Annotated in this window: 17 protein-coding genes and 1 pseudogene; 7 read left to right on the plus strand and 11 right to left on the minus strand. The window is 28.2% G+C overall.

What is annotated here, in order from left to right; genetic code table 11:
• Positions 1-274: 274 nt before the first annotated feature.
• Complete coding sequence (pdaA, locus tag KGF39_RS11545; protein WP_227822418.1) at positions 275-1213, plus strand: delta-lactam-biosynthetic de-N-acetylase; 939 nt, start codon at positions 275-277, stop codon at positions 1211-1213.
• 210 nt (positions 1214-1423) lie between these two features.
• Here pdaA and KGF39_RS11550 read toward each other — a convergent pair whose 3' ends face one another.
• The 7 genes from KGF39_RS11550 to glyA form a co-directional block, all read right to left on the minus strand.
• A complete protein-coding gene (locus tag KGF39_RS11550) occupies positions 1424-2797 on the minus strand; it encodes a hypothetical protein (RefSeq protein ID WP_227822419.1) in 1374 nt (457 codons plus the stop codon).
• Between the two features lie 109 nt (positions 2798-2906).
• On the minus strand, positions 2907-4229 hold the full coding sequence (locus tag KGF39_RS11555) for a sensor histidine kinase (protein WP_227822420.1): 1323 nt from the start codon (positions 4227-4229) through the stop codon (positions 2907-2909).
• Positions 4222-4926 carry a response regulator transcription factor gene (locus tag KGF39_RS11560; protein WP_227822421.1) on the minus strand — a complete coding sequence of 235 codons (705 nt, stop codon included), beginning with the start codon at positions 4924-4926 and terminating at the stop codon, positions 4222-4224. Before KGF39_RS11560 ends, KGF39_RS11555 begins: the two co-directional genes overlap by 8 nt.
• A 181-nt stretch (positions 4927-5107) precedes the next feature.
• Positions 5108-6172, minus strand: coding sequence for a lysylphosphatidylglycerol synthase transmembrane domain-containing protein (locus tag KGF39_RS11565; RefSeq protein ID WP_227822422.1), 1065 nt, complete (start codon positions 6170-6172; stop codon positions 5108-5110).
• Between the two features lie 2 nt (positions 6173-6174).
• A complete protein-coding gene (locus tag KGF39_RS11570; RefSeq protein WP_227822423.1) occupies positions 6175-6873 on the minus strand; it encodes a polysaccharide deacetylase family protein in 699 nt (232 codons plus the stop codon).
• Complete coding sequence (locus KGF39_RS11575; RefSeq protein WP_227822424.1) at positions 6864-7961, minus strand: MGDG synthase family glycosyltransferase; 1098 nt, start codon at positions 7959-7961, stop codon at positions 6864-6866. The genes KGF39_RS11570 and KGF39_RS11575 overlap by 10 nt, the downstream gene beginning before the upstream one ends.
• 240 nt (positions 7962-8201) lie before the next feature.
• Positions 8202-9446, minus strand: coding sequence for a serine hydroxymethyltransferase (gene glyA, locus KGF39_RS11580; RefSeq protein ID WP_227822425.1), 1245 nt, complete (start codon positions 9444-9446; stop codon positions 8202-8204).
• Between the two features lie 326 nt (positions 9447-9772).
• Between glyA and KGF39_RS11585 the strand changes: the two genes are divergently transcribed.
• Both KGF39_RS11585 and KGF39_RS11590 read left to right on the plus strand, forming a co-directional pair.
• The gene (locus KGF39_RS11585) at positions 9773-10561 is read left to right on the plus strand and encodes a threonine/serine exporter family protein (protein ID WP_003422952.1); all 789 of its coding nucleotides are present in this window, start codon (positions 9773-9775) and stop codon (positions 10559-10561) included.
• Entirely contained in the window at positions 10561-11034 is a 474-nt protein-coding gene (locus tag KGF39_RS11590) for a threonine/serine exporter family protein (RefSeq protein WP_054274718.1), read from the plus strand. The genes KGF39_RS11585 and KGF39_RS11590 overlap by 1 nt, the downstream gene beginning before the upstream one ends.
• Positions 11035-11125: 91 nt before the next feature.
• On the opposite strand, the gene KGF39_RS11595 is transcribed toward KGF39_RS11590, so the two are convergent.
• The 3 genes from KGF39_RS11595 to KGF39_RS11605 are packed head-to-tail and all read right to left on the minus strand — an operon-like array spanning position 11126 to position 12322.
• Positions 11126-11566, minus strand: coding sequence for a SoxR reducing system RseC family protein (locus KGF39_RS11595; protein WP_054274719.1), 441 nt, complete (start codon positions 11564-11566; stop codon positions 11126-11128).
• Between the two features lie 14 nt (positions 11567-11580).
• Positions 11581-11874 carry a metal-sensitive transcriptional regulator gene (locus KGF39_RS11600; protein WP_021385716.1) on the minus strand — a complete coding sequence of 98 codons (294 nt, stop codon included), beginning with the start codon at positions 11872-11874 and terminating at the stop codon, positions 11581-11583.
• Positions 11875-11920: 46 nt separating this feature from the next.
• Complete coding sequence (locus KGF39_RS11605) at positions 11921-12322, minus strand: hypothetical protein (protein ID WP_227822426.1); 402 nt, start codon at positions 12320-12322, stop codon at positions 11921-11923.
• A 234-nt stretch (positions 12323-12556) separates the two neighbouring features.
• Between KGF39_RS11605 and KGF39_RS11610 the strand changes: the two genes are divergently transcribed.
• The 4 genes from KGF39_RS11610 (at position 12557) to KGF39_RS11625 (ending at position 17808) form a co-directional block, all read left to right on the plus strand.
• Positions 12557-14677, plus strand: coding sequence for a sigma 54-interacting transcriptional regulator (locus KGF39_RS11610; RefSeq protein WP_227822427.1), 2121 nt, complete (start codon positions 12557-12559; stop codon positions 14675-14677).
• 225 nt (positions 14678-14902) lie between these two features.
• Complete coding sequence (locus KGF39_RS11615) at positions 14903-16069, plus strand: MalY/PatB family protein (protein WP_227822428.1); 1167 nt, start codon at positions 14903-14905, stop codon at positions 16067-16069.
• A gap of 24 nt (positions 16070-16093) precedes the next feature.
• Positions 16094-17536, plus strand: a complete 1443-nt coding sequence (nhaC, locus tag KGF39_RS11620; RefSeq protein ID WP_227822429.1) for a Na+/H+ antiporter NhaC — start codon at positions 16094-16096, stop codon at positions 17534-17536.
• A 2-nt stretch (positions 17537-17538) separates the two neighbouring features.
• On the plus strand, positions 17539-17808 hold the full coding sequence (locus tag KGF39_RS11625; protein ID WP_054274724.1) for a hypothetical protein: 270 nt from the start codon (positions 17539-17541) through the stop codon (positions 17806-17808).
• Positions 17809-17873: 65 nt separating this feature from the next.
• Here the strand turns inward: KGF39_RS11625 and KGF39_RS20250 are convergent.
• Positions 17874-17984, minus strand: a pseudogene (locus tag KGF39_RS20250) (DUF1177 family protein); the annotation flags it as partial.
• Between the last annotated feature and the right edge of the window lie 14 nt (positions 17985-17998).

Consider the following 17998-nt stretch of genomic DNA (forward strand, 5'->3'; position numbering starts at 1 on the left):
ATTAACCTACTGTTTAATTTTCAAAGTTCATTTCATTCAACTAACTTCTTTGTGCTTATCATTTCTTTACTTCTTATCGAGCACATTTACTATAATAACACCTTATCATAAGATGGTCAACTATTTTTATTATTTTTTTCTTAAATTTATTGATTATTCACCCTTTGCCATACTATTGTGACTTTATTTTTAAAGATGTAACTATTATTAATAACAGTTTACAATTATAATAATACTATATGTAATTGTTATTAATTCAGAAAGGAGCTTCAAAATGTTTAGAAAAGTATTATATTCTTTAACACTACTTTCTATAGCTATTTTTTTTATTGTTGGATGTTCAAATTCACAAAACAAACAAAACACAAATCAAAATAAGGAAACACAATCACAAGAAGATACTGAAAAAATAGATAGCAGTAAAGACACTTCCAATGTAGTTGTTTCAGACGGGACAGATAAACCATCAAAAGATACTACTAATAATGCTAATAACAAACTAGATGTATCCTCTTTAGATAACACCGCTCTTGATTGGTTTTATATACCAAATAATAAACATAAAACCCCAGAAGTAAATACTGACATTGGCTTTAAATTTTCTGACTATGATGCTATATACAATGGACCTACAAAAGATGGTCAGAAAACAATATATCTTACATTTGATGAAGGTTATGAAAATGGATACACTCCAAAGATACTTGATATTTTAAAACAAAATCAGGTTAAAGCAGTTTTTTTTGTTACATCTCCATACATAAAAGAAAATAAAGATTTAGTAAAAAGAATGGTTTCTGAGGGGCATATAGTTGGAAATCATAGTAAAACGCATCCATCCATGCCAACAAAAACAAGTAATCTAAAAAACTTTAATGAGGAATTCTATGATGTTGAAAGATTCTACAAGGATGTAACTGGAAAAGATATGGTTAAATTTTTTAGACCTCCTATGGGCAAATACTCAGAGAAAAGCTTAGCAATGACTAAAAATTTAGGATACAAGACTGTATTCTGGAGTTTTGCATACAGGGACTGGGACACTGAAAAACAACCATCACATGAAGAAGCAACAAAAAAAATAATGGATAATCTACATGATGGTTCGATTTTATTATTACATGCAGTTTCCAAAACTAGTACAGAAATTTTAAATGATTTTATATCAGATGCAAGAAAGCTAGGATATGAATTTGAACTATTAAAGTATTGATATTTATAATTACATCTAAAGTCTACAAGCTAACATAGTTATTATAATTAACATAGTTAGTATAGTATAATAAAAAAATATTCTTCTATATAAATAATATTAATAAAATATCAATAAAAAATAGATGTATGGCTTAACATTAATAAAATCATTATTATAAATTATAGCTATACATCTATTTTTAAACTGTATAATTAGTATTTACGTTGATTAGATAATAAACATTGCTACTATAGTTGTTACAATCAGTCCGGTTATAACTGGTACAAAATTTCGTTTTGCCAATTCTATAGGGCTAACTCCACAAATTGCTGCTGCTGAAATAAGTCCCCAAGGAACTAGACATCCTCCACCTACCCAGATACCACTGATTTGTCCTAATGCAGCTAATGCACCGACACTTGCATTGATAGCAGTTCCAAACACAGAAGCAAGTGAACCTACTAATGAAATTCCAGAAAATCCAGAACCATCAAGCCCAGTTATTGCTCCTACTACAGTTTCTATACCTGATACAGCAAATTTATTAAGTGGTATTGTTTGAGAAAGAGCTATACCTATATCTGATAATAAGCCTTGTGAGCCTGGTGTTAATACCTTTCCAAACACACCTGTCAAAGGTGCAACTTCACCCATATAGAAAAATGCTGCTATTGGTATAATTGCCCCAAATATTTTTATACCAAATACAAAACCATCAATTATATTCTCACATACATTTTCAAGACTATCTTTGCCAAAATTTATAGTATTTATAATGATTATTAAAAATACTGCTGTTCCACCCAAAAGAGCTGATGCATCTCCTCCTTTTAGGTCAAATACATACATGGCAATTATATCAGCAAGAAATCCTAAAGCTACTAAAATAGTTGCTATTTTAGATTTTCCATTAAACTCTTCTACTTCTTCATCTTCAAGCTCTTTTAATTCCTCTCTAAACATACCTTTGTTAATATCTCTTTTCAATGTATAAAATGCCATAGATATGGTTACTATTCCCATCACCCAAAACAAAATCATACCATCATTTATAACATATGATACTGCAACACCTGCTGCACCAGCTGTTATACTTGGAGCCCCTTGAATAACAAAGTCTGTAGACAAAGCAAGACCATGACCAAATAAATTTAATGCTACTGCAACACCAATTGCTGGTAATCCAGCTCTCATAGCAACAGGTAAAAATACAGCTCCGACTAAGGCAACAGCTGGAGTTGGCCAGAAAAACCAAGAAAGAACTAACATAACAAATCCAGTTACAAAAAATGCTGTATTAGAATTTTTTATAACTCTTGAAAATGGTCTTACCATATACTGTATAGCATTATTAGCTTCTAAAGCTTTAGATAAAGCAACCATAATAGCTATAATTAATATAATTGGTCCCAACTCATTTAAAGATATAATAAAAGAGTTAAATATTGATGTTATAGCACCAAAAATATTTTTTTCAAAGAACAGTCCCATGAAAAAAACACCTAATATACAGGGTACTATTGTATCCTTTTTCATAATCATAGTAATTAATATAATTACCATAAATATAATGTAAATATAATGTGCTCCTGTCAAAACCATATTATTATGTCCCCTTTTTCTAAGATAATAATATTATATGGTCTTATAAGTAAACTTGTTACTTACTTACAGGTGTACAATAAAATTGCACAATATACAACTTAAGATTTTATGATTTTTTTACTGGAATAGATATTTCAATAGAAAATTCTTTATCATCAGAATTTACATTTATACTTCCATTATGATATGCAACTATTTTCTCACAATTCTTTATACCAATTCCAAAACTTTCTACATTATTAGAAAAATTGTTCACTCTATTTTTTTGTATAATTAATAATTTAGAATCTTCCACTTTAATTAAAAATACTATAGGTTTATCTCTTCTAGCATATTTTATTATATTAGAACATAAATTATCAAATATTCTTCTAAATTGTGTAACATCTACATAAATATGATATTGGTTATAAAGTTCATTCTCTATTGTTATATGAAATCCTTTCTCTTCCAATGTATATGAACTATCTAAAAGCAATTGAAAAATAAATTCATTAGCATTTATTTTTTCATACTCTTTTGCAACTTCCTCTCCAGAATTGACAAAATGTGTAAAAAGGTCATCCGTTAAATCTTTTATTTGATATGCTTTAGACCTTACATTTTTTATGTATTGTTCCAATTGCTCAGGACTATTATATTTATGGTCTTTAATTAAATCCAAGTAACAAATTACTGATGTTAATGGAGTTCTAACATCATGTGATATTGAAGTTACTATATCTTTATTTTTATTCTTCATTTCTCTTTCTTTTATAAGTTGATTCTCTAATGTATGGCTCATCTCATTAATACTAGATGCAAGTGATGATAATTCATCATTACCTTTGACTGGAATTCTATACTTTAAACTGCCGCTCTCTACTATCTTTATACCCATTTCTATTTTTCTTAGGTATTTTATCTTTCTACTCAACAACAGTAAGAATGTTATAATAAACGTAAGTGCCATGAATGTAATAGAAATTGCTTCTATAAAATTTTGAAATCTAAATCTAAATAAAGCTATTACGACTATATTAGCTTTAACATTAGAAAATTGTATTTCATAATGTCTAGCCATAGAACTACTATAAAATTCATTTTCCTCACTCTTATCAGGCACTTCATTAGGATAGTATAATGTATCATAAAAAACCTTATTTCCTTTGTATATCTTCATAGAAACAAACCAATTATCACTATTCCATTTTGCTATATTATCTCCATCATTTGAACTTATTCCATTCTCATTAACATAAAGTTGAAAATTATCCATAAGTTGGTCTACTTCTCTTTTAAAATAAACTTTGCCTTCTGATACATCCTTTACTATAGATTCAACAGCAGAGTAAAATGGTATATTTAAAATGAAAGCCATTGCAGCTGAGATTAGTACATATATCAATAGTATAACTCCCAACTTTGATGGCTTAATTTTGCTAATCAATATAATACCCCTTTCCCCATGCTGTTTTTATATATTGTGGATTTTTTTGGTCTTTTTCTAATTTTTTTCTTAGATTTCTAATATGCACCATTATGGTATTATTCGCTGTATAAAAATACTGCTCATCCCAAATAGTTTCATATAAATTTTCAGATGAAAAAACTTTTTTTCTATTTTTCAACATAAGAACTAATATACTATATTCTATAGTTGTCAAAAACACAGATTCTCCATTTAGTGTAACATCTTGAGTATCTAAATTTACACATAATTCTTTTGTTTTTAATATATTTGGCTCTTTTTCCCTTTCCTTTCCCTGATATATATAATAACGTCTGAGTAGTGACTTAACTCTTGAAATTAATTCAGAGTATGAAAAAGGCTTTGATAAATAGTCATCTCCTCCTGCTGAAAATCCAATAACTTTATCAGAATCTTGAGTTTTAGCAGTTAAAAATAATATTGGAGCTGTTGTTTTTTCTCTAATTTCATTACATGCAACAAATCCCGTCTTAACAGGCATGACAACATCCAAAATAATCAAATCAATCGTATTATCTACTAAGTTTACAGCTTCTTCTCCGTTCGTTGCCATAACAACTTCATAACCTTCACCAGTTAAAAGAATTTCTACAATTTCCCTAATCTCAGGATTATCATCAGCTACTAAAATTTTTTTTGGAATCTCTTTATTCATCCTTAAGCTCCTTTTTTGCTATATTTCTTAAATATTTCAAACTATATAAAATATTATACTTTATTAACAAAAGCTTAGCAATGTCACATGTTTTAATACTTTCTACTCTTGTAAACATGTTTAAAATCCAATTAAAATGTGTACACAGATTGACATATTAATAAAAATAATTTATATAAGATTATCTTACATAAACAACTTTTTTTACTGATTTTACTTTTTCAGAAGATTTTACATGTACTACAATACATATCAATCCACTTATAGCTACAAATGCATAAAAACTTATTCCCCTACTAAGTAACATCGCTGGAACTAATAAATGCCCTGGGAAAAATATCTTAAATAATGTCATAAAACTATTTTCAGAAGCTCCAACAGCTCCTGGTAATGGTAATGATGAAACAGCAATATTAAGTAGAGATTGTATTGCTAATATCTCAAATACAGTATATGTTGATAGATGGAAAGCTTTGTATACAAAAAATGGTACTAAAAACATAGCTGTTATTTGTATAATAGTTATGCCTAAAATTTGTATTACAAGTTTTGGATTTTGCTTTATATATTGAGCTCCTTTAACATATTCTTCAATTTGAGAAGTTATAACTTTTCTTGAACCTTCAACATCTTTTATTATTCTTAGCTTACCTAATAAGTTTGTTATTGATATTATAAATTTGTTTACCAATTTTTTTGAAAATATAATTGTAATTACTCCAACTACAAGAACAACATTTGTTATTACACCATATATTAGTAAAATATTCATTCCACTTACATTGTTTAATATAAATTCACGTTCCATAATGAACATTGTTCCACTATATGCCAATATAACTACTTGATGAATGACAACAATAACTAATAGTATAAGTGAAGAATAGGAGATATTTATATCATCTTTCTTCATATAATAAACTTGTGCTGGTTGACCCCCTGATGCTGAAGGTGTAATTGAACTAAAATAAAATCCAATAAAAGCATATCCCATACATTTTAAAAAAGTTGTTTTTTGGTTTAAAGCTTTTATACCTAGATATATATTTACACCTTCACAAGCAACATATATAATCATCATCGCAAATCCAATTAGTATAAACATAGGACTTGCACCTTTTAATGATTTTATTAATGATTCAATTGATTGCCCTCTAAAAACAAAATATCCTGTTATGCCCATTAGTAAAACTAAAAAAGCTACACTACCTAGGCATTTATTTTTATTTTCAGTTTTACTTATCATAACTACATCCTTTCTGGTGTTACAAATTTAAAACCACTAGCTTTAAGCTTTGGAATGGCTACCTTTAAGGCTTCAATAGTACGCTCAGGTGCACCTACTGCACCACCTGAATTCTCCCCTGCATCATGTAAACAAATTATAGAATTTTCTTTTGTTCTACTCATCAACTTGTTTATAATAATCTCTACTGTACTATCTTTATTCCAATCTTCTGCCATTACATCCCATAAAGTCATTTTTAGATTATATTTTTCAACAAACAACTTTGAAAATATATTAGTATGACCCCATGGTGGACGATAGTAGTTTATATCTACACCTAAATTTTTCATTATATTTGTACTTTCAATAAAATCTTTTTTAACATAATTATAACTGTAAAGCCATGCATTTTTATGTTCCAATGAATGTAAGCCAACTATGTGATTTTCTCTTAACATTCTTTTTATAATTTCAGGCTCTTTTTCAGCATTCTTTGCTACTACAAAAAACATAGCTTGTATATCATTTTCTTTTAATACATCTAGTAATTTTTCTGTATATCTCTTGTCTGGACCATCATCAAAAGTAAGTGCAATTTCATTTTCTCCAGCCATGTTTTTTAATACATCTTTATTTAATAGTTTGTTATAATATGTAGGTATAATTGAATGGACTAAAAAAATCAATGCAATAACTATAATTAAACCTACTATATACATTCTCTACACGCTCCTAGTTCATCAAATGAAAATAAAATATTTTCTAATGTATTGTTATCAAACTGCTTTTTTAATTCTTTCATATTTCTACTCATTTCTTTAAGAGTAGCATCATCATAAATTAAATCTTTTATCTCATCTACATAGTATTTTTTATTTTTACCAAGTATTCTTCCAATACCATTATTTAATATAAAATCAGCATTATTTATTTCTTGTTGTAAAAATGGATTAAATGCTAATATTGGAAGTTCTGAATAAATTGTTTCAAATAATGTTATTCCACCTGGTTTAGAAATAATAATATCAGCATTTTCCATATATTTATATACTTCATCAGTATAACCCATTACCTCTATATTTTCATATCTGCCATATAATTTATAATACATTTTTTTATTATTACCAGTTATTACAGTAGTTTTTGCTCCTTCTAAAGTATTTAATTCTTTGTAAAATTGTTCTGATTTAGGTAGTAATCCTAATCCTCCACCCATTATAAGTATATTTTTTTTATTTGAATGATTTATATGTTCTAGTTTTTTAAAGTCTTTTTTTACTGGAATACCATTAACCTTAACTTTAGCTTCATCTATTCCCTTAAAAATAAGTTCTTCCTTAGTAGATTTACTAGCTACTAAATAGCAGTCTGTATTTTTACTAATCCATTCTGAATGACTACTTATATCTGTTATACATGTTATCAAAGGAAGATTTGAATTATACTTTTCCTTATATCTAGATACTAGTTGAGAACAAAATGGAAAAGTTGAAATAACTACTGTTGGTTCTACTTCATTAAGTAACTTATCTAATTTAGTTAAAAAATAATCTGAAAAAGTAAATTTTATATCTTTCTTTCCATTTTCAGTACATTTATAAAACAAATTATAAAGACTACTTCCCCGATTTACAAGAATAGAAAAAGTCTTGTACATTTTATCTGAATAGTTAGGCATAATGTATTCAAATATATCTTTAATTATTATTTCTGAATTGTTAAATTTTGCTTTTATATCTTCACTTAAAGAGTTTGATGCTGAGTAATGACCCATACCAAATTTTCCTGTAAGAATTAATACTTTCATAAGATTCCCTCCCCATTAAAGTCTTTCTTTTCCTATAATGACTATATTTATAAGTATAGACTTTAAATCTTTAGAAAAACCTAGTATAATTCTTAAGAAATCTTAAAGTTTTAATTAAAAAATACAAAACCCAATTGATATAGGAGATTATATCAATCGGGTTTTGTATCTATATATATTCAAATACATACACAATCACTGTAATTATTTAAATATATTCTATTTAATTATTCTTTATAATTAATCCATAATATTATATTCTTCATATAAAGGATATTTTTCAGTTAAGCCAACAACCAATGTTCTAGCCTTAGATTCTTCATCATAAGTTAAACATAGGTCTATAGCCTCAGCAATTATTGCCATATCCTCTTCTTTCATACCTCTAGTAGTTACAGCTGGAGTACCAAGTCTTATTCCACTTGTAACAAGAGCACCATTTGGGTCAAATGGAATTGTATTTTTATTAGCTGTTATATAAGCATCATCTAATCTTTTTTCTGCAGCTTTACCAGTTATATTTTTATTAGTTAAATCTAATAATATTAAATGATTATCTGTACCCCCAGAAATTAATTTAAAGTCTCTCTTAATAAGTTCTTCAGCTAAAGCTTTTGCATTTTTAGCAACTTGTATTTGATACTCTTTAAACTCATCACTCAAAGCTTCTTTAAAACAAACTGCCTTAGATGCAATTATATGCTCAAGAGGTCCACCTTGAATTCCAGGGAATATTGCTTTATCTATAGCTTTAGCATATTTTTCTTTACAAAGAATAATACCTCCACGAGGTCCTCTTAAAGTTTTATGAGTTGTTGTTGTAACAAAATCAGCCACTTCACATGGATTTTGGTGAAGACCAGCAGCTACAAGACCTGCTATATGAGCCATATCTACCATAAGTAATGCTCCAACCTCATCAGCTATCTCTCTAAATTTTTTAAAATCTATCTCTCTAGGATACGCACTTGCTCCTGCAACTATCATTTTAGGTTTTACTTCATGTGCTATTTTTCTAACTTCATCAAAATCTATAAGTCCGCTATCTTTGTCTATACCATATTCATAAAATTTATAATATTGACCAGAAATATTAACTGGAGCACCATGAGTTAAATGCCCCCCTTGAGATAAATTCATTCCCATAACAACATCACCTGGTTTTAGCATAGCAAAATATACACCAATATTTGCATTTGCTCCAGAGTGAGGTTGAACATTAGCATGCTCTGCTCCAAATATCTTTTTGATTCTATCTATTGCAAGAGTTTCAACTTCATCTATGTACTCACATCCACCATAATATCTTTTTCCTGAGTAACCTTCTGCATACTTATTTGTAAGATGACTTCCCATAGTTTCCATTACTGGAACTGACACTATGTTTTCAGATGCTATTAATTCAATATTTCTTTGTTGTCTTTTTAACTCTCTTTTCATACTTTCATAAATCTCAGGGTCCGCTTTTTTCAAGTTCTCAAACATATTATTCCTCCTAGTTATTATTTAAATTTTATTTTTACAGACATTTCATAATTTTCGTTTTTATCAATATGATAATTTATTATTATAGTCCTTTACTAATTAATAGTCAAGTGTTTTGCCATTTTTCCATATTTAAGATAGTTACTTTCTTTATTTTTAAGTTAAAATATAATAAATAATATTGTCTAATTCTTTTAATTGGATATAATTTAAATGTGACCATTTTGAAACAAAAAAAAAGATAATATATTTATATATATTAAGGAATATTACTTAAAAATTTGATATAATTTCAATATTACGTTTTTTAATTTGGAGGTGTATTTATGAATCAAAATGAGGAACTTGAATATAAGAAAAATATTCTAAAATTAGCTCTATTTGTAGGGGAACTTATGATAAAAAATGGAGCTGAAACATCTAGGGTTGAAGACAGTGTCCTTAGAATATGCAGGTCAAGAGGGTTTTATCATGTAAATATTTTTACAACTCCTACAGTAATAATTATTTCAGATGAGAAATTTGATGGCTTTTCGTTTATGAAAACGATTCAATCAAGAGGTATAAACTTAAATAAGATTTCTTTATTAAATAGTTTTTCTCGAGAATTTGTTAGTGACAAAGAATATGATATTGATAATGCTATTGCACGTCTTTATGAAATACAAGATGTAAAACCTTATCCTTTATGGTTATTTTACTCTTGTACAGGAATTGCATCTGCTTGTTTTGCTTGTTTGCTTGGAGGGAATTATGTATTAAATTTTATACTTACATTTATAATAGCAATCTTTGCTGCAATTACTTACGATAAAACAATGAAGATAAGTGCAATATCTGCGTTTTCCTGTTTAGTATCTTCTTTTTTAATTGCACTTTCAGGAGTTCTATTAGTTGAAATAGGGATTTTAGATGACCCTAAAATGCTTATAGTTGGCGCTATAATGCCACTACTCCCAGGAGTTGCTTTTATAAAAGCTATTAGAGATTTAATATCAGGTAATTTAATATCAGGAATTTCTCGTGCTTTTGATGCTGCTATGATTATTATTGCGATTGCTTCTGGAGTTGGTTTTGTTCTTGATACATGGTATAGAATTGGAGGTCCTTTCTAATGACTGATATGTCAATGATTTTGCATTTTTTATTTTCAGGCGTTGCAACTGCTGGATTTGCTGTTTTTTTTAATGCCCCACTTTATCTACTTCTTCCAGCTGGAATAACTGGAGGAGTCGGTTGGATTGTGTATGTTTATTTATTTAATTTTACTACAAACGCAGTTTTTGCAGGTTTTATAGCTGCTGCTTTGGTCTCTGCATGTAGTGAGACTTTGGCTAGAAAACTAAAGCAACCAGCTATTGTGTTTGTAATTCCAGGTATTCTTCCTCTAATACCAGGAATTGGACTATACAATACAATGTTATCTTTGATTCAGAAAAATTATTCTTTGGCTATGTCAAAAGGTACAGATGCATTATTTCTAAGTGCTGCAATAGCACTTGGAGTATTGGTTGTAACTTCTTTTGTAAGAACATTGAATCTTTTGAAAATCAGAAAAAGCTTTATTCCTTACAGAAAATCAAAATAAAAATATAAAAATAGCAATGTACTAAAACTTTACAAATACACATTGGGTATTTATTTAAAAAGTACATTGCTATTTTTTAATTATAATTATTTTAAAGGTCAATTAATATTCTTGTTATTACTGGTATAAACTCTCTACTATCTCTGAATTTTTTATCATTCTTCTTTAAGTATAAATAACAAATTACTGTAAGACAAATTCCAACTAGTCCACTTATAGCTTCAACTCCAGTTGTCATACCAATTGCCCCCAATATATAATAAGTCCCTATTGTTCCAACTAGAAGTGCTATAAGGGGTATTATATAAGCCATTACAGCTGCTTTCAATACATTCATATTATCCATACTAACCTCTACATGGTCACCAACTTTTGCACCAATTGTGTTGTCTACTTCTACTAATATTTCTTTTGACTCTGCTGAATTTGTAGTAGCACATTTTCCACAAGCAGCACAAGCTGAATGTCTTTGCATTTTTAACTTTGCAGTTCTATCATCAACAATTTCCATAATAAATCCTTGTTGATTCATAACTAACCGCCTCCTTATTTTGTAAATTTATTTATAGTATCCATAAGTTCTTTTATCATCTCTTCAGTTTGCTCACCATCATCATGCTTGATACTTTCTGCTACACATCCTTTTATATGATTCTCCAAAATAATTGTGCCTACCCTGTTTATAGCAGACCTTATAGCAGATATTTGAACCAATATATCAACACAGTAACGTTCTTGTTCTACCATCTTTTGTATACCCTTAACTTGACCTTCTATTCTCTTTAATCTTTTTATAAGAGCTTCTCTCTCATTGTTTGGTGCTAATTTTCTCTCTTCCATAAATTCACCTCATACTCTAATGATGTCTTATACAATTAATTATACTCTACTTACCGACTTGTTTAAAATACAATACAGTTATTACTACTATAAATGCCAAAATTGATATTGCAATAGACCTACTTTGATTCTTAGTTTGTTCCATACTTAACTTTCCATTCATCTTAAATCCTGCCAATGGAAATAAAAATATAACCAATGCATCAATTCCAAGCACAACTTGAGCTAAAATAGTCCATTTGCTCAAAAAACAGAATATTCCACCCACACCTAAAAGAACCTCTAATATATTTATAAACTTATATGTAGGTTTTTTTGCTATATATTCTTCAATTTTTTCCTTACATTCTGCACGACATGGATATATATTTGTGTTGTCATCATATTTTATAGCCAATTTATTATTTGGTGACTTTATATCCCTATTACAGTAAAGACATCTTTTCATTTTATATTCTCCTCTAGTATTCCCTTAAGAAATTTTGCCTAAATTATTATATGCTCTAATACTATTATACCAAATAGATACAAAAAACAAAAATAAAAGGAATAATTTTAGCTATTTCTTTTACTTCAATGTGTAATCTATAATAAATTTATAATAATAATTAAATAAAATTATTTATATCTAATTTTATTGTTATATAATCTAAAATAAGTCAAATTTGTATGAGAGGTTGAAATGAAACAAATGGAATTAGCTATTGTAAGTTTAAAAAAAGATGCTGGAGAAATTTACGAAAACCAAATAAGACAATTTTTAGGCAATAATCTAAAAATAAATTTATACTCTTTTGAAGAGGGAAATTTAAGGTTTTTTAAAGAAAAATTGATACTTCTATCTGCTTATTTAAAGTATGATGAAATCGTAAAATTATCTCACTATGATGCTCAAATTATTGTTCCTAAGTTGACATTTGAAAAGAACAGTATTGATATGATATCTAAATTAGAAAAAGATAAAATTATTTATGTATATAATTTAAGTAAGGATATGGCAATAGAGACAATTTCTTTAATACATAGACTAGGAATAGACAATATCAATATCCTGCCTTGCTATCCAGAGATTGAATTTACTCCCACAGATGCTGTAATACTAACTCCTGGCGAAAAAATCTTACCTAAATTTAAAAATTGTGAAGTCATAGACTTAAAGTATAGAATAATAGATTTAAGTTGTATTGTTGAAATTGCTACAAAGACTAAACTAAAACATCTAATAAAAGATGACTTGATAAAAAAATATGTAGAAAAAATAATTCCTACAAGTTATAGTACAGGTGAATTATTATTAGATGCAAATAAATTTGAAAGACAGTTTGATTTGTTATTATCTATAATTGATGATGGAGTCATATGCACAAATAATGATGGAATAATTCAATTCTATAATCATATGGCTAGAAAAATTTTATCTATAAATGCAAATGAAATGATTGATTCGTTTATTGGTGATTGTATAAAGGACATCAATTTCCAAAATATATTGACCAATAAAACTCCATTTTTTGAGAAATTAATTAAAATAAATCATATTGATATAAATTTAGAGATTAAGCACATACAATTAAATGTATTTGATGGATTTATATTAAAAATGACCAAGTTCTCTCAACTAGAAAAAAAGCAAGCTAAGTTAAGAGCACAGTTAGTTAACTCTGGTAATATTAGTAAATATACATTTGATGACATATTGGGTTCTAGTATACAAACTATTAATACAAAAAAAATTGCCAATAAAATGGCCCAATCAAACTCATCTATTTTGATAATTGGTGAAAGTGGTACTGGTAAAGAATTATTTGCTCAATCCATTCATAGTGCTTCTAGAAGAAAAGATGGCCCTTTTGTAGCAGTAAATTGTAGTACTTTTCAAGAAAATCTACTGCAAAGTGAATTATTTGGCTATGATGAAGGTGCTTTTACTGGGGCTAAAAAAGGCGGAAAAATTGGTTTATTTGAATTAGCCAACAATGGAACTATATTTTTAGATGAAATTGGAGAAATGGATTTAAATTCTCAATCCAAATTACTGAGAGTTATACAAGAAAAACAAGTAAGACGTATTGGTTCCAATAATGTCATTGATATTGATGTAAGAATAATTGCAGCTACTAATAGAAATTTAAAAGAACTCGTATCTAAAAATATGTTTAGAAGAGATTTATATTTTAGGTTAAATGTTCTTCCTCTTAAAATACATCCTCTTAGAGAAAGACCTGGTGACATATTTGAAATTTTTGACTCACTAAAATATGATATTCCCTGTAATTTTAGTCTAAGTGAAGAAGTAAAAGAAATCTTTAAAATGTATAAATGGGAAGGAAATATAAGAGAATTAAGAAACTTAGGAGAATATTTCTGCTACCTAGGGAAAGATATTATAGAAATATGTGATTTACCTGAGTATATATTAGATACTATAGATTCAAATTATAGCAGGACTATCTGTAATAAAGTAACTGATAATATAGAAAAGTATCAATTCAACATTAACAAAGACAAAAACTTTATAAAACACGACTATAACTTTAAAAGGTCTCTAGATGAATACATATTTATACTGGATAATCTAAAAAAAGCTTATGATTTAAAAGAAAGAATTGGTAGAAAAAGCCTATATAAAATAGCTTTAGGTGAAAATAGGTTTTTGACAGAACAACAGATTAGAAACATACTTCTAGAACTACAAGACTTTGGACTTGTAGACATACTTGTTGGTCGTGGTGGCTCAATTATAACATCAAAGGGGGTTGAATTTCTAAAAAAGATAAATAGGTCTAATAAGTTAAACAGTTGAACCATTTAAACCTATTTAATTATATTTTTATATATCTGAAAATTTATTAGAAATAACCTTTTCCACAAAGTGTTAAATATAATTAATATTTTTATCTTCTCTATACTCTGAAATTACTTAATACTACATATTAACTCATGGATAAATATTTTTTATTATCAATCTTGGCATGTTGTTTGCTTAATATTATTAACATAAAATTTAAAATTACTGGAGGTTTTTACGATGAATTATAATTTTAATGAAATTGTTAATAGAAGCAATAATTTTTCATCTAAATGGTCAGAGATGGATAAAAAATACGGAACTAATGATTTACTTCCTATGTGGGTAGCTGACATGGATTTTAAAGCTGCACCTTGTATAATTGATGCCTTAATAAATAGACTGGAACAAGAAATTTATGGCTATACAACAAGACCAGATTCTTACAATGAATCTATAGTAAATTGGCTGGATAGAAGACATAATTGGAAAATAAAAAGTGAGTGGTTAATTTATAGTCCAGGCGTAATACCAGCCATAAGCCTTTTAATAAACGAACTTACAAAAGAAAACGATAAAATAATGATACAAGAACCAGTTTATAGCCCTTTTAATAGCGTTGTAAAAAACAATAATAGAGAACTAATTATAAGCCCATTACAAAAACTAGAAGATGGAAACTACATAATGAACTATGAAGATATCGAAAACAAGATTAAAGATGTAAAATTATTCATACTTTGTAATCCTCATAATCCAGTTGGTAGAGTATGGACAAAAGATGAATTAAAAAAACTAGGAGATATTTGTCTTAAGCATAATGTAAAAATCATATCTGATGAAATACACAGTGACATCATATTAAAAAAACATAAGCATGTTCCTATGGCATCTATTTCTAAAGAATTTGAAAAAAATACGATTACTTGTATGGCTCCAACTAAAACTTTTAACATAGCTGGTCTTCAATCATCATATGTAGTACTACCTGATGAAAAAGATTATAAATTGTTAGATGATGCCTTTACTAGAATTGATATAAAGAGAAATAATTGCTTTAGCTTAGTTGCAACAGAAGCTTCATATAATAATGGCGAACCTTGGCTAGAATCATTTTTGGAATATTTAGAATCTAACATAGACTTTGCTATAAAATATATAAATGAAAACATGCCAAAACTTAAAGTTAGAAAACCAGAAGGCACTTATTTGTTATGGGTAGACTTTAGTGAACTTGGATTAAGTGATGAGGAACTAGAAAGTATACTTGTAAAGAAAGGTAAAGTTGCTTTAAATCAAGGAAATGGCTTTGGTATTGGAGGAAGTGGATATCAAAGAATAAACTTAGCTTGTCCAAGAAGTATGCTTGAAGAAGCTCTTATAAGAATAAAAAATGCAATTAACTAAAAATATTTAAGGAGAATTTGCACTATGAAAATAGATACAGAAAGAAAAAGACCTTCATTTAGATATTCCTTGTTAGTAATGCTTGCAATAATAGCTCTAACATCAGTTGGCATAGTTGTATTTAATGCTTCTATAACTACAATGTTTTTGCTTTCATGGCTTATAGTAGTTCCTGCAGCTATGAAGCTTGGTTATACTAATGACGAAATAGAAGCTTTTGGATTTGAAGTTGGTAAGGATGCCTTTCAATCAAATTTAATAATACTTTCTGTTGGTGTACTAATAGCAGCTTGGATAGCTGCTGGTACAATACCAACAGTAGTATATAGTGGCCTAACAATAATAACACCTAAATATTTTTTACTTACAACACTAATAGTCTGTTCACTTACTTCTGTCGCTACTGGTACATCTTGGGGGACTCTTGGAACTTCTGGTATAGCAATGATGAGTATTGGTACTAGTATGGGTATTCCTCTTGGTCTAACAGCTGGTGCAGTTATTTCTGGAGCTTTCTTTGGAGATAAAATGTCTCCTCTATCAGATTCTACAAACTTAGCAGCAGCAGTTTGTAAGACAGATGTAATTACACATATGAAGCACATGGTTTACACAACAGGCCCTGCATATGTAATATGTATAGTTCTTTATACAGTGATTGGATTAAAATATTCAAATAATACTATAGACTACATTCAAATAAATCAAATCAAAAATGTATTAAATTCAAACTTTCATATTGGCTTAGTAGCAATGATTCCAATAATGTTTTTGTTATTACTTTTATTGTTACAAAAACCTCCTATTATATCTATACTAAGTTCAGCTATCATGGGACTTATTATAGCCGTATTTCAAGAGGGGGAAAAAATAGGTGATGTTTTAAATTACATGCTATCAGGATTTACTATAGATACTGGATTTGTTTATGCCGACAAACTATTAAATCGTGGTGGAATAATGAGTATGGCTGAAACCGTTTTACTAGTATTTGTAGTTTTCGTTATTGCTGGTATTCTCCAAAAAACTGGTTTCTTAGAAGTACTACTTCAACCTTTGATAACTAAAATAGGAAAATCAAGAACTAAACTGGTTGGGTCTACTTTTATAGTAAGTTACTTTGCAAATGCATTTAGTTCGTCAATGATGTTCACTTCAGTATTTGTTGGAACTTTAATGTCTCCAATATACAAAGAGTTTAAATTAAAACCACAGAATCTATCTAGAATCATAGAAGATACAGCTACACTTGGTGGACCACTAATACCATGGAATTCAAATGCTGTTTTCTGTGCTCAAACTCTTGGGGTAAGCCCACTGGAATTTATACCATATTGTTTCTTAAGTTGGATTACTCCTATAATTTCATTTATTTATGGAGTGACTGGTTTTACTATGCTTACATATACGGATGATGAAATTGAAGAATCAGAGATATTTGACACTGTTCAGAAAAGAGTTGATTAAGTATGAAATTTGAATACTATTACTTAATTCAGGACATTACAGGTATATTATTGGCATTTGTAGGACTTAGAATGTCCATCCTAGGATTTAGAATACTTTCAATAAAAGGAATTTCTATAAATACACTTTTAATCCTAATTAAATATTGCTTATTTGCTATAGCAGGATTGAATTTGTTAATATCTAAATTTGGAATTACTCACTGGATTTTGAGTTTTTGTATGATATTAATATCCATAATAATAAACCCTAAAATTAAGGTATCAAAATAGAAATAATTATTAAATATAATATTATAGAACAATAAAGAGATTTATCTGTATATTAAAAATTCTATTTATTGTTCTATAGCTCCAACTGATATTGCTACTAAAGCACCATCAGTATCTGAAACCATACCTATCATTTCTGGTCTAGCTCCAATTCCCCCTAATCTCCCTAATACACCTAGTGTCTTAGCTC

The organism is Clostridioides sp. ZZV14-6345 (assembly GCF_020657775.1).
Taxonomy (GTDB): Bacteria; Bacillota; Clostridia; order Peptostreptococcales; family Peptostreptococcaceae; genus Clostridioides; species Clostridioides difficile_D.

What these genes read in the sequence shown, in the direction of transcription:
- pdaA (WP_227822418.1), top strand. Translation starts at nt 275, where the DNA reads ATGTTTAGAAAAGTATTATATTCTTTAACACTACTTTCTATAGCTATT.
- KGF39_RS11550 (WP_227822419.1), bottom strand. Translation starts at nt 2,797, where the DNA reads ATGGTTTTGACAGGAGCACATTATATTTACATTATATTTATGGTAATT.
- KGF39_RS11560 (WP_227822421.1), bottom strand. Translation starts at nt 4,926, where the DNA reads ATGAATAAAGAGATTCCAAAAAAAATTTTAGTAGCTGATGATAATCCT.
- KGF39_RS11565 (WP_227822422.1), bottom strand. Translation starts at nt 6,172, where the DNA reads ATGATAAGTAAAACTGAAAATAAAAATAAATGCCTAGGTAGTGTAGCT.
- KGF39_RS11570 (WP_227822423.1), bottom strand. Translation starts at nt 6,873, where the DNA reads ATGTATATAGTAGGTTTAATTATAGTTATTGCATTGATTTTTTTAGTC.
- KGF39_RS11575 (WP_227822424.1), bottom strand. Translation starts at nt 7,961, where the DNA reads ATGAAAGTATTAATTCTTACAGGAAAATTTGGTATGGGTCATTACTCA.
- glyA (WP_227822425.1), bottom strand. Translation starts at nt 9,446, where the DNA reads ATGTTTGAGAACTTGAAAAAAGCGGACCCTGAGATTTATGAAAGTATG.
- KGF39_RS11585 (WP_003422952.1), top strand. Translation starts at nt 9,773, where the DNA reads ATGAATCAAAATGAGGAACTTGAATATAAGAAAAATATTCTAAAATTA.
- KGF39_RS11590 (WP_054274718.1), top strand. Translation starts at nt 10,561, where the DNA reads ATGACTGATATGTCAATGATTTTGCATTTTTTATTTTCAGGCGTTGCA.
- KGF39_RS11595 (WP_054274719.1), bottom strand. Translation starts at nt 11,566, where the DNA reads ATGAATCAACAAGGATTTATTATGGAAATTGTTGATGATAGAACTGCA.
- KGF39_RS11600 (WP_021385716.1), bottom strand. Translation starts at nt 11,874, where the DNA reads ATGGAAGAGAGAAAATTAGCACCAAACAATGAGAGAGAAGCTCTTATA.
- KGF39_RS11605 (WP_227822426.1), bottom strand. Translation starts at nt 12,322, where the DNA reads ATGAAAAGATGTCTTTACTGTAATAGGGATATAAAGTCACCAAATAAT.
- KGF39_RS11610 (WP_227822427.1), top strand. Translation starts at nt 12,557, where the DNA reads ATGAAACAAATGGAATTAGCTATTGTAAGTTTAAAAAAAGATGCTGGA.
- KGF39_RS11615 (WP_227822428.1), top strand. Translation starts at nt 14,903, where the DNA reads ATGAATTATAATTTTAATGAAATTGTTAATAGAAGCAATAATTTTTCA.
- nhaC (WP_227822429.1), top strand. Translation starts at nt 16,094, where the DNA reads ATGAAAATAGATACAGAAAGAAAAAGACCTTCATTTAGATATTCCTTG.
- KGF39_RS11625 (WP_054274724.1), top strand. Translation starts at nt 17,539, where the DNA reads ATGAAATTTGAATACTATTACTTAATTCAGGACATTACAGGTATATTA.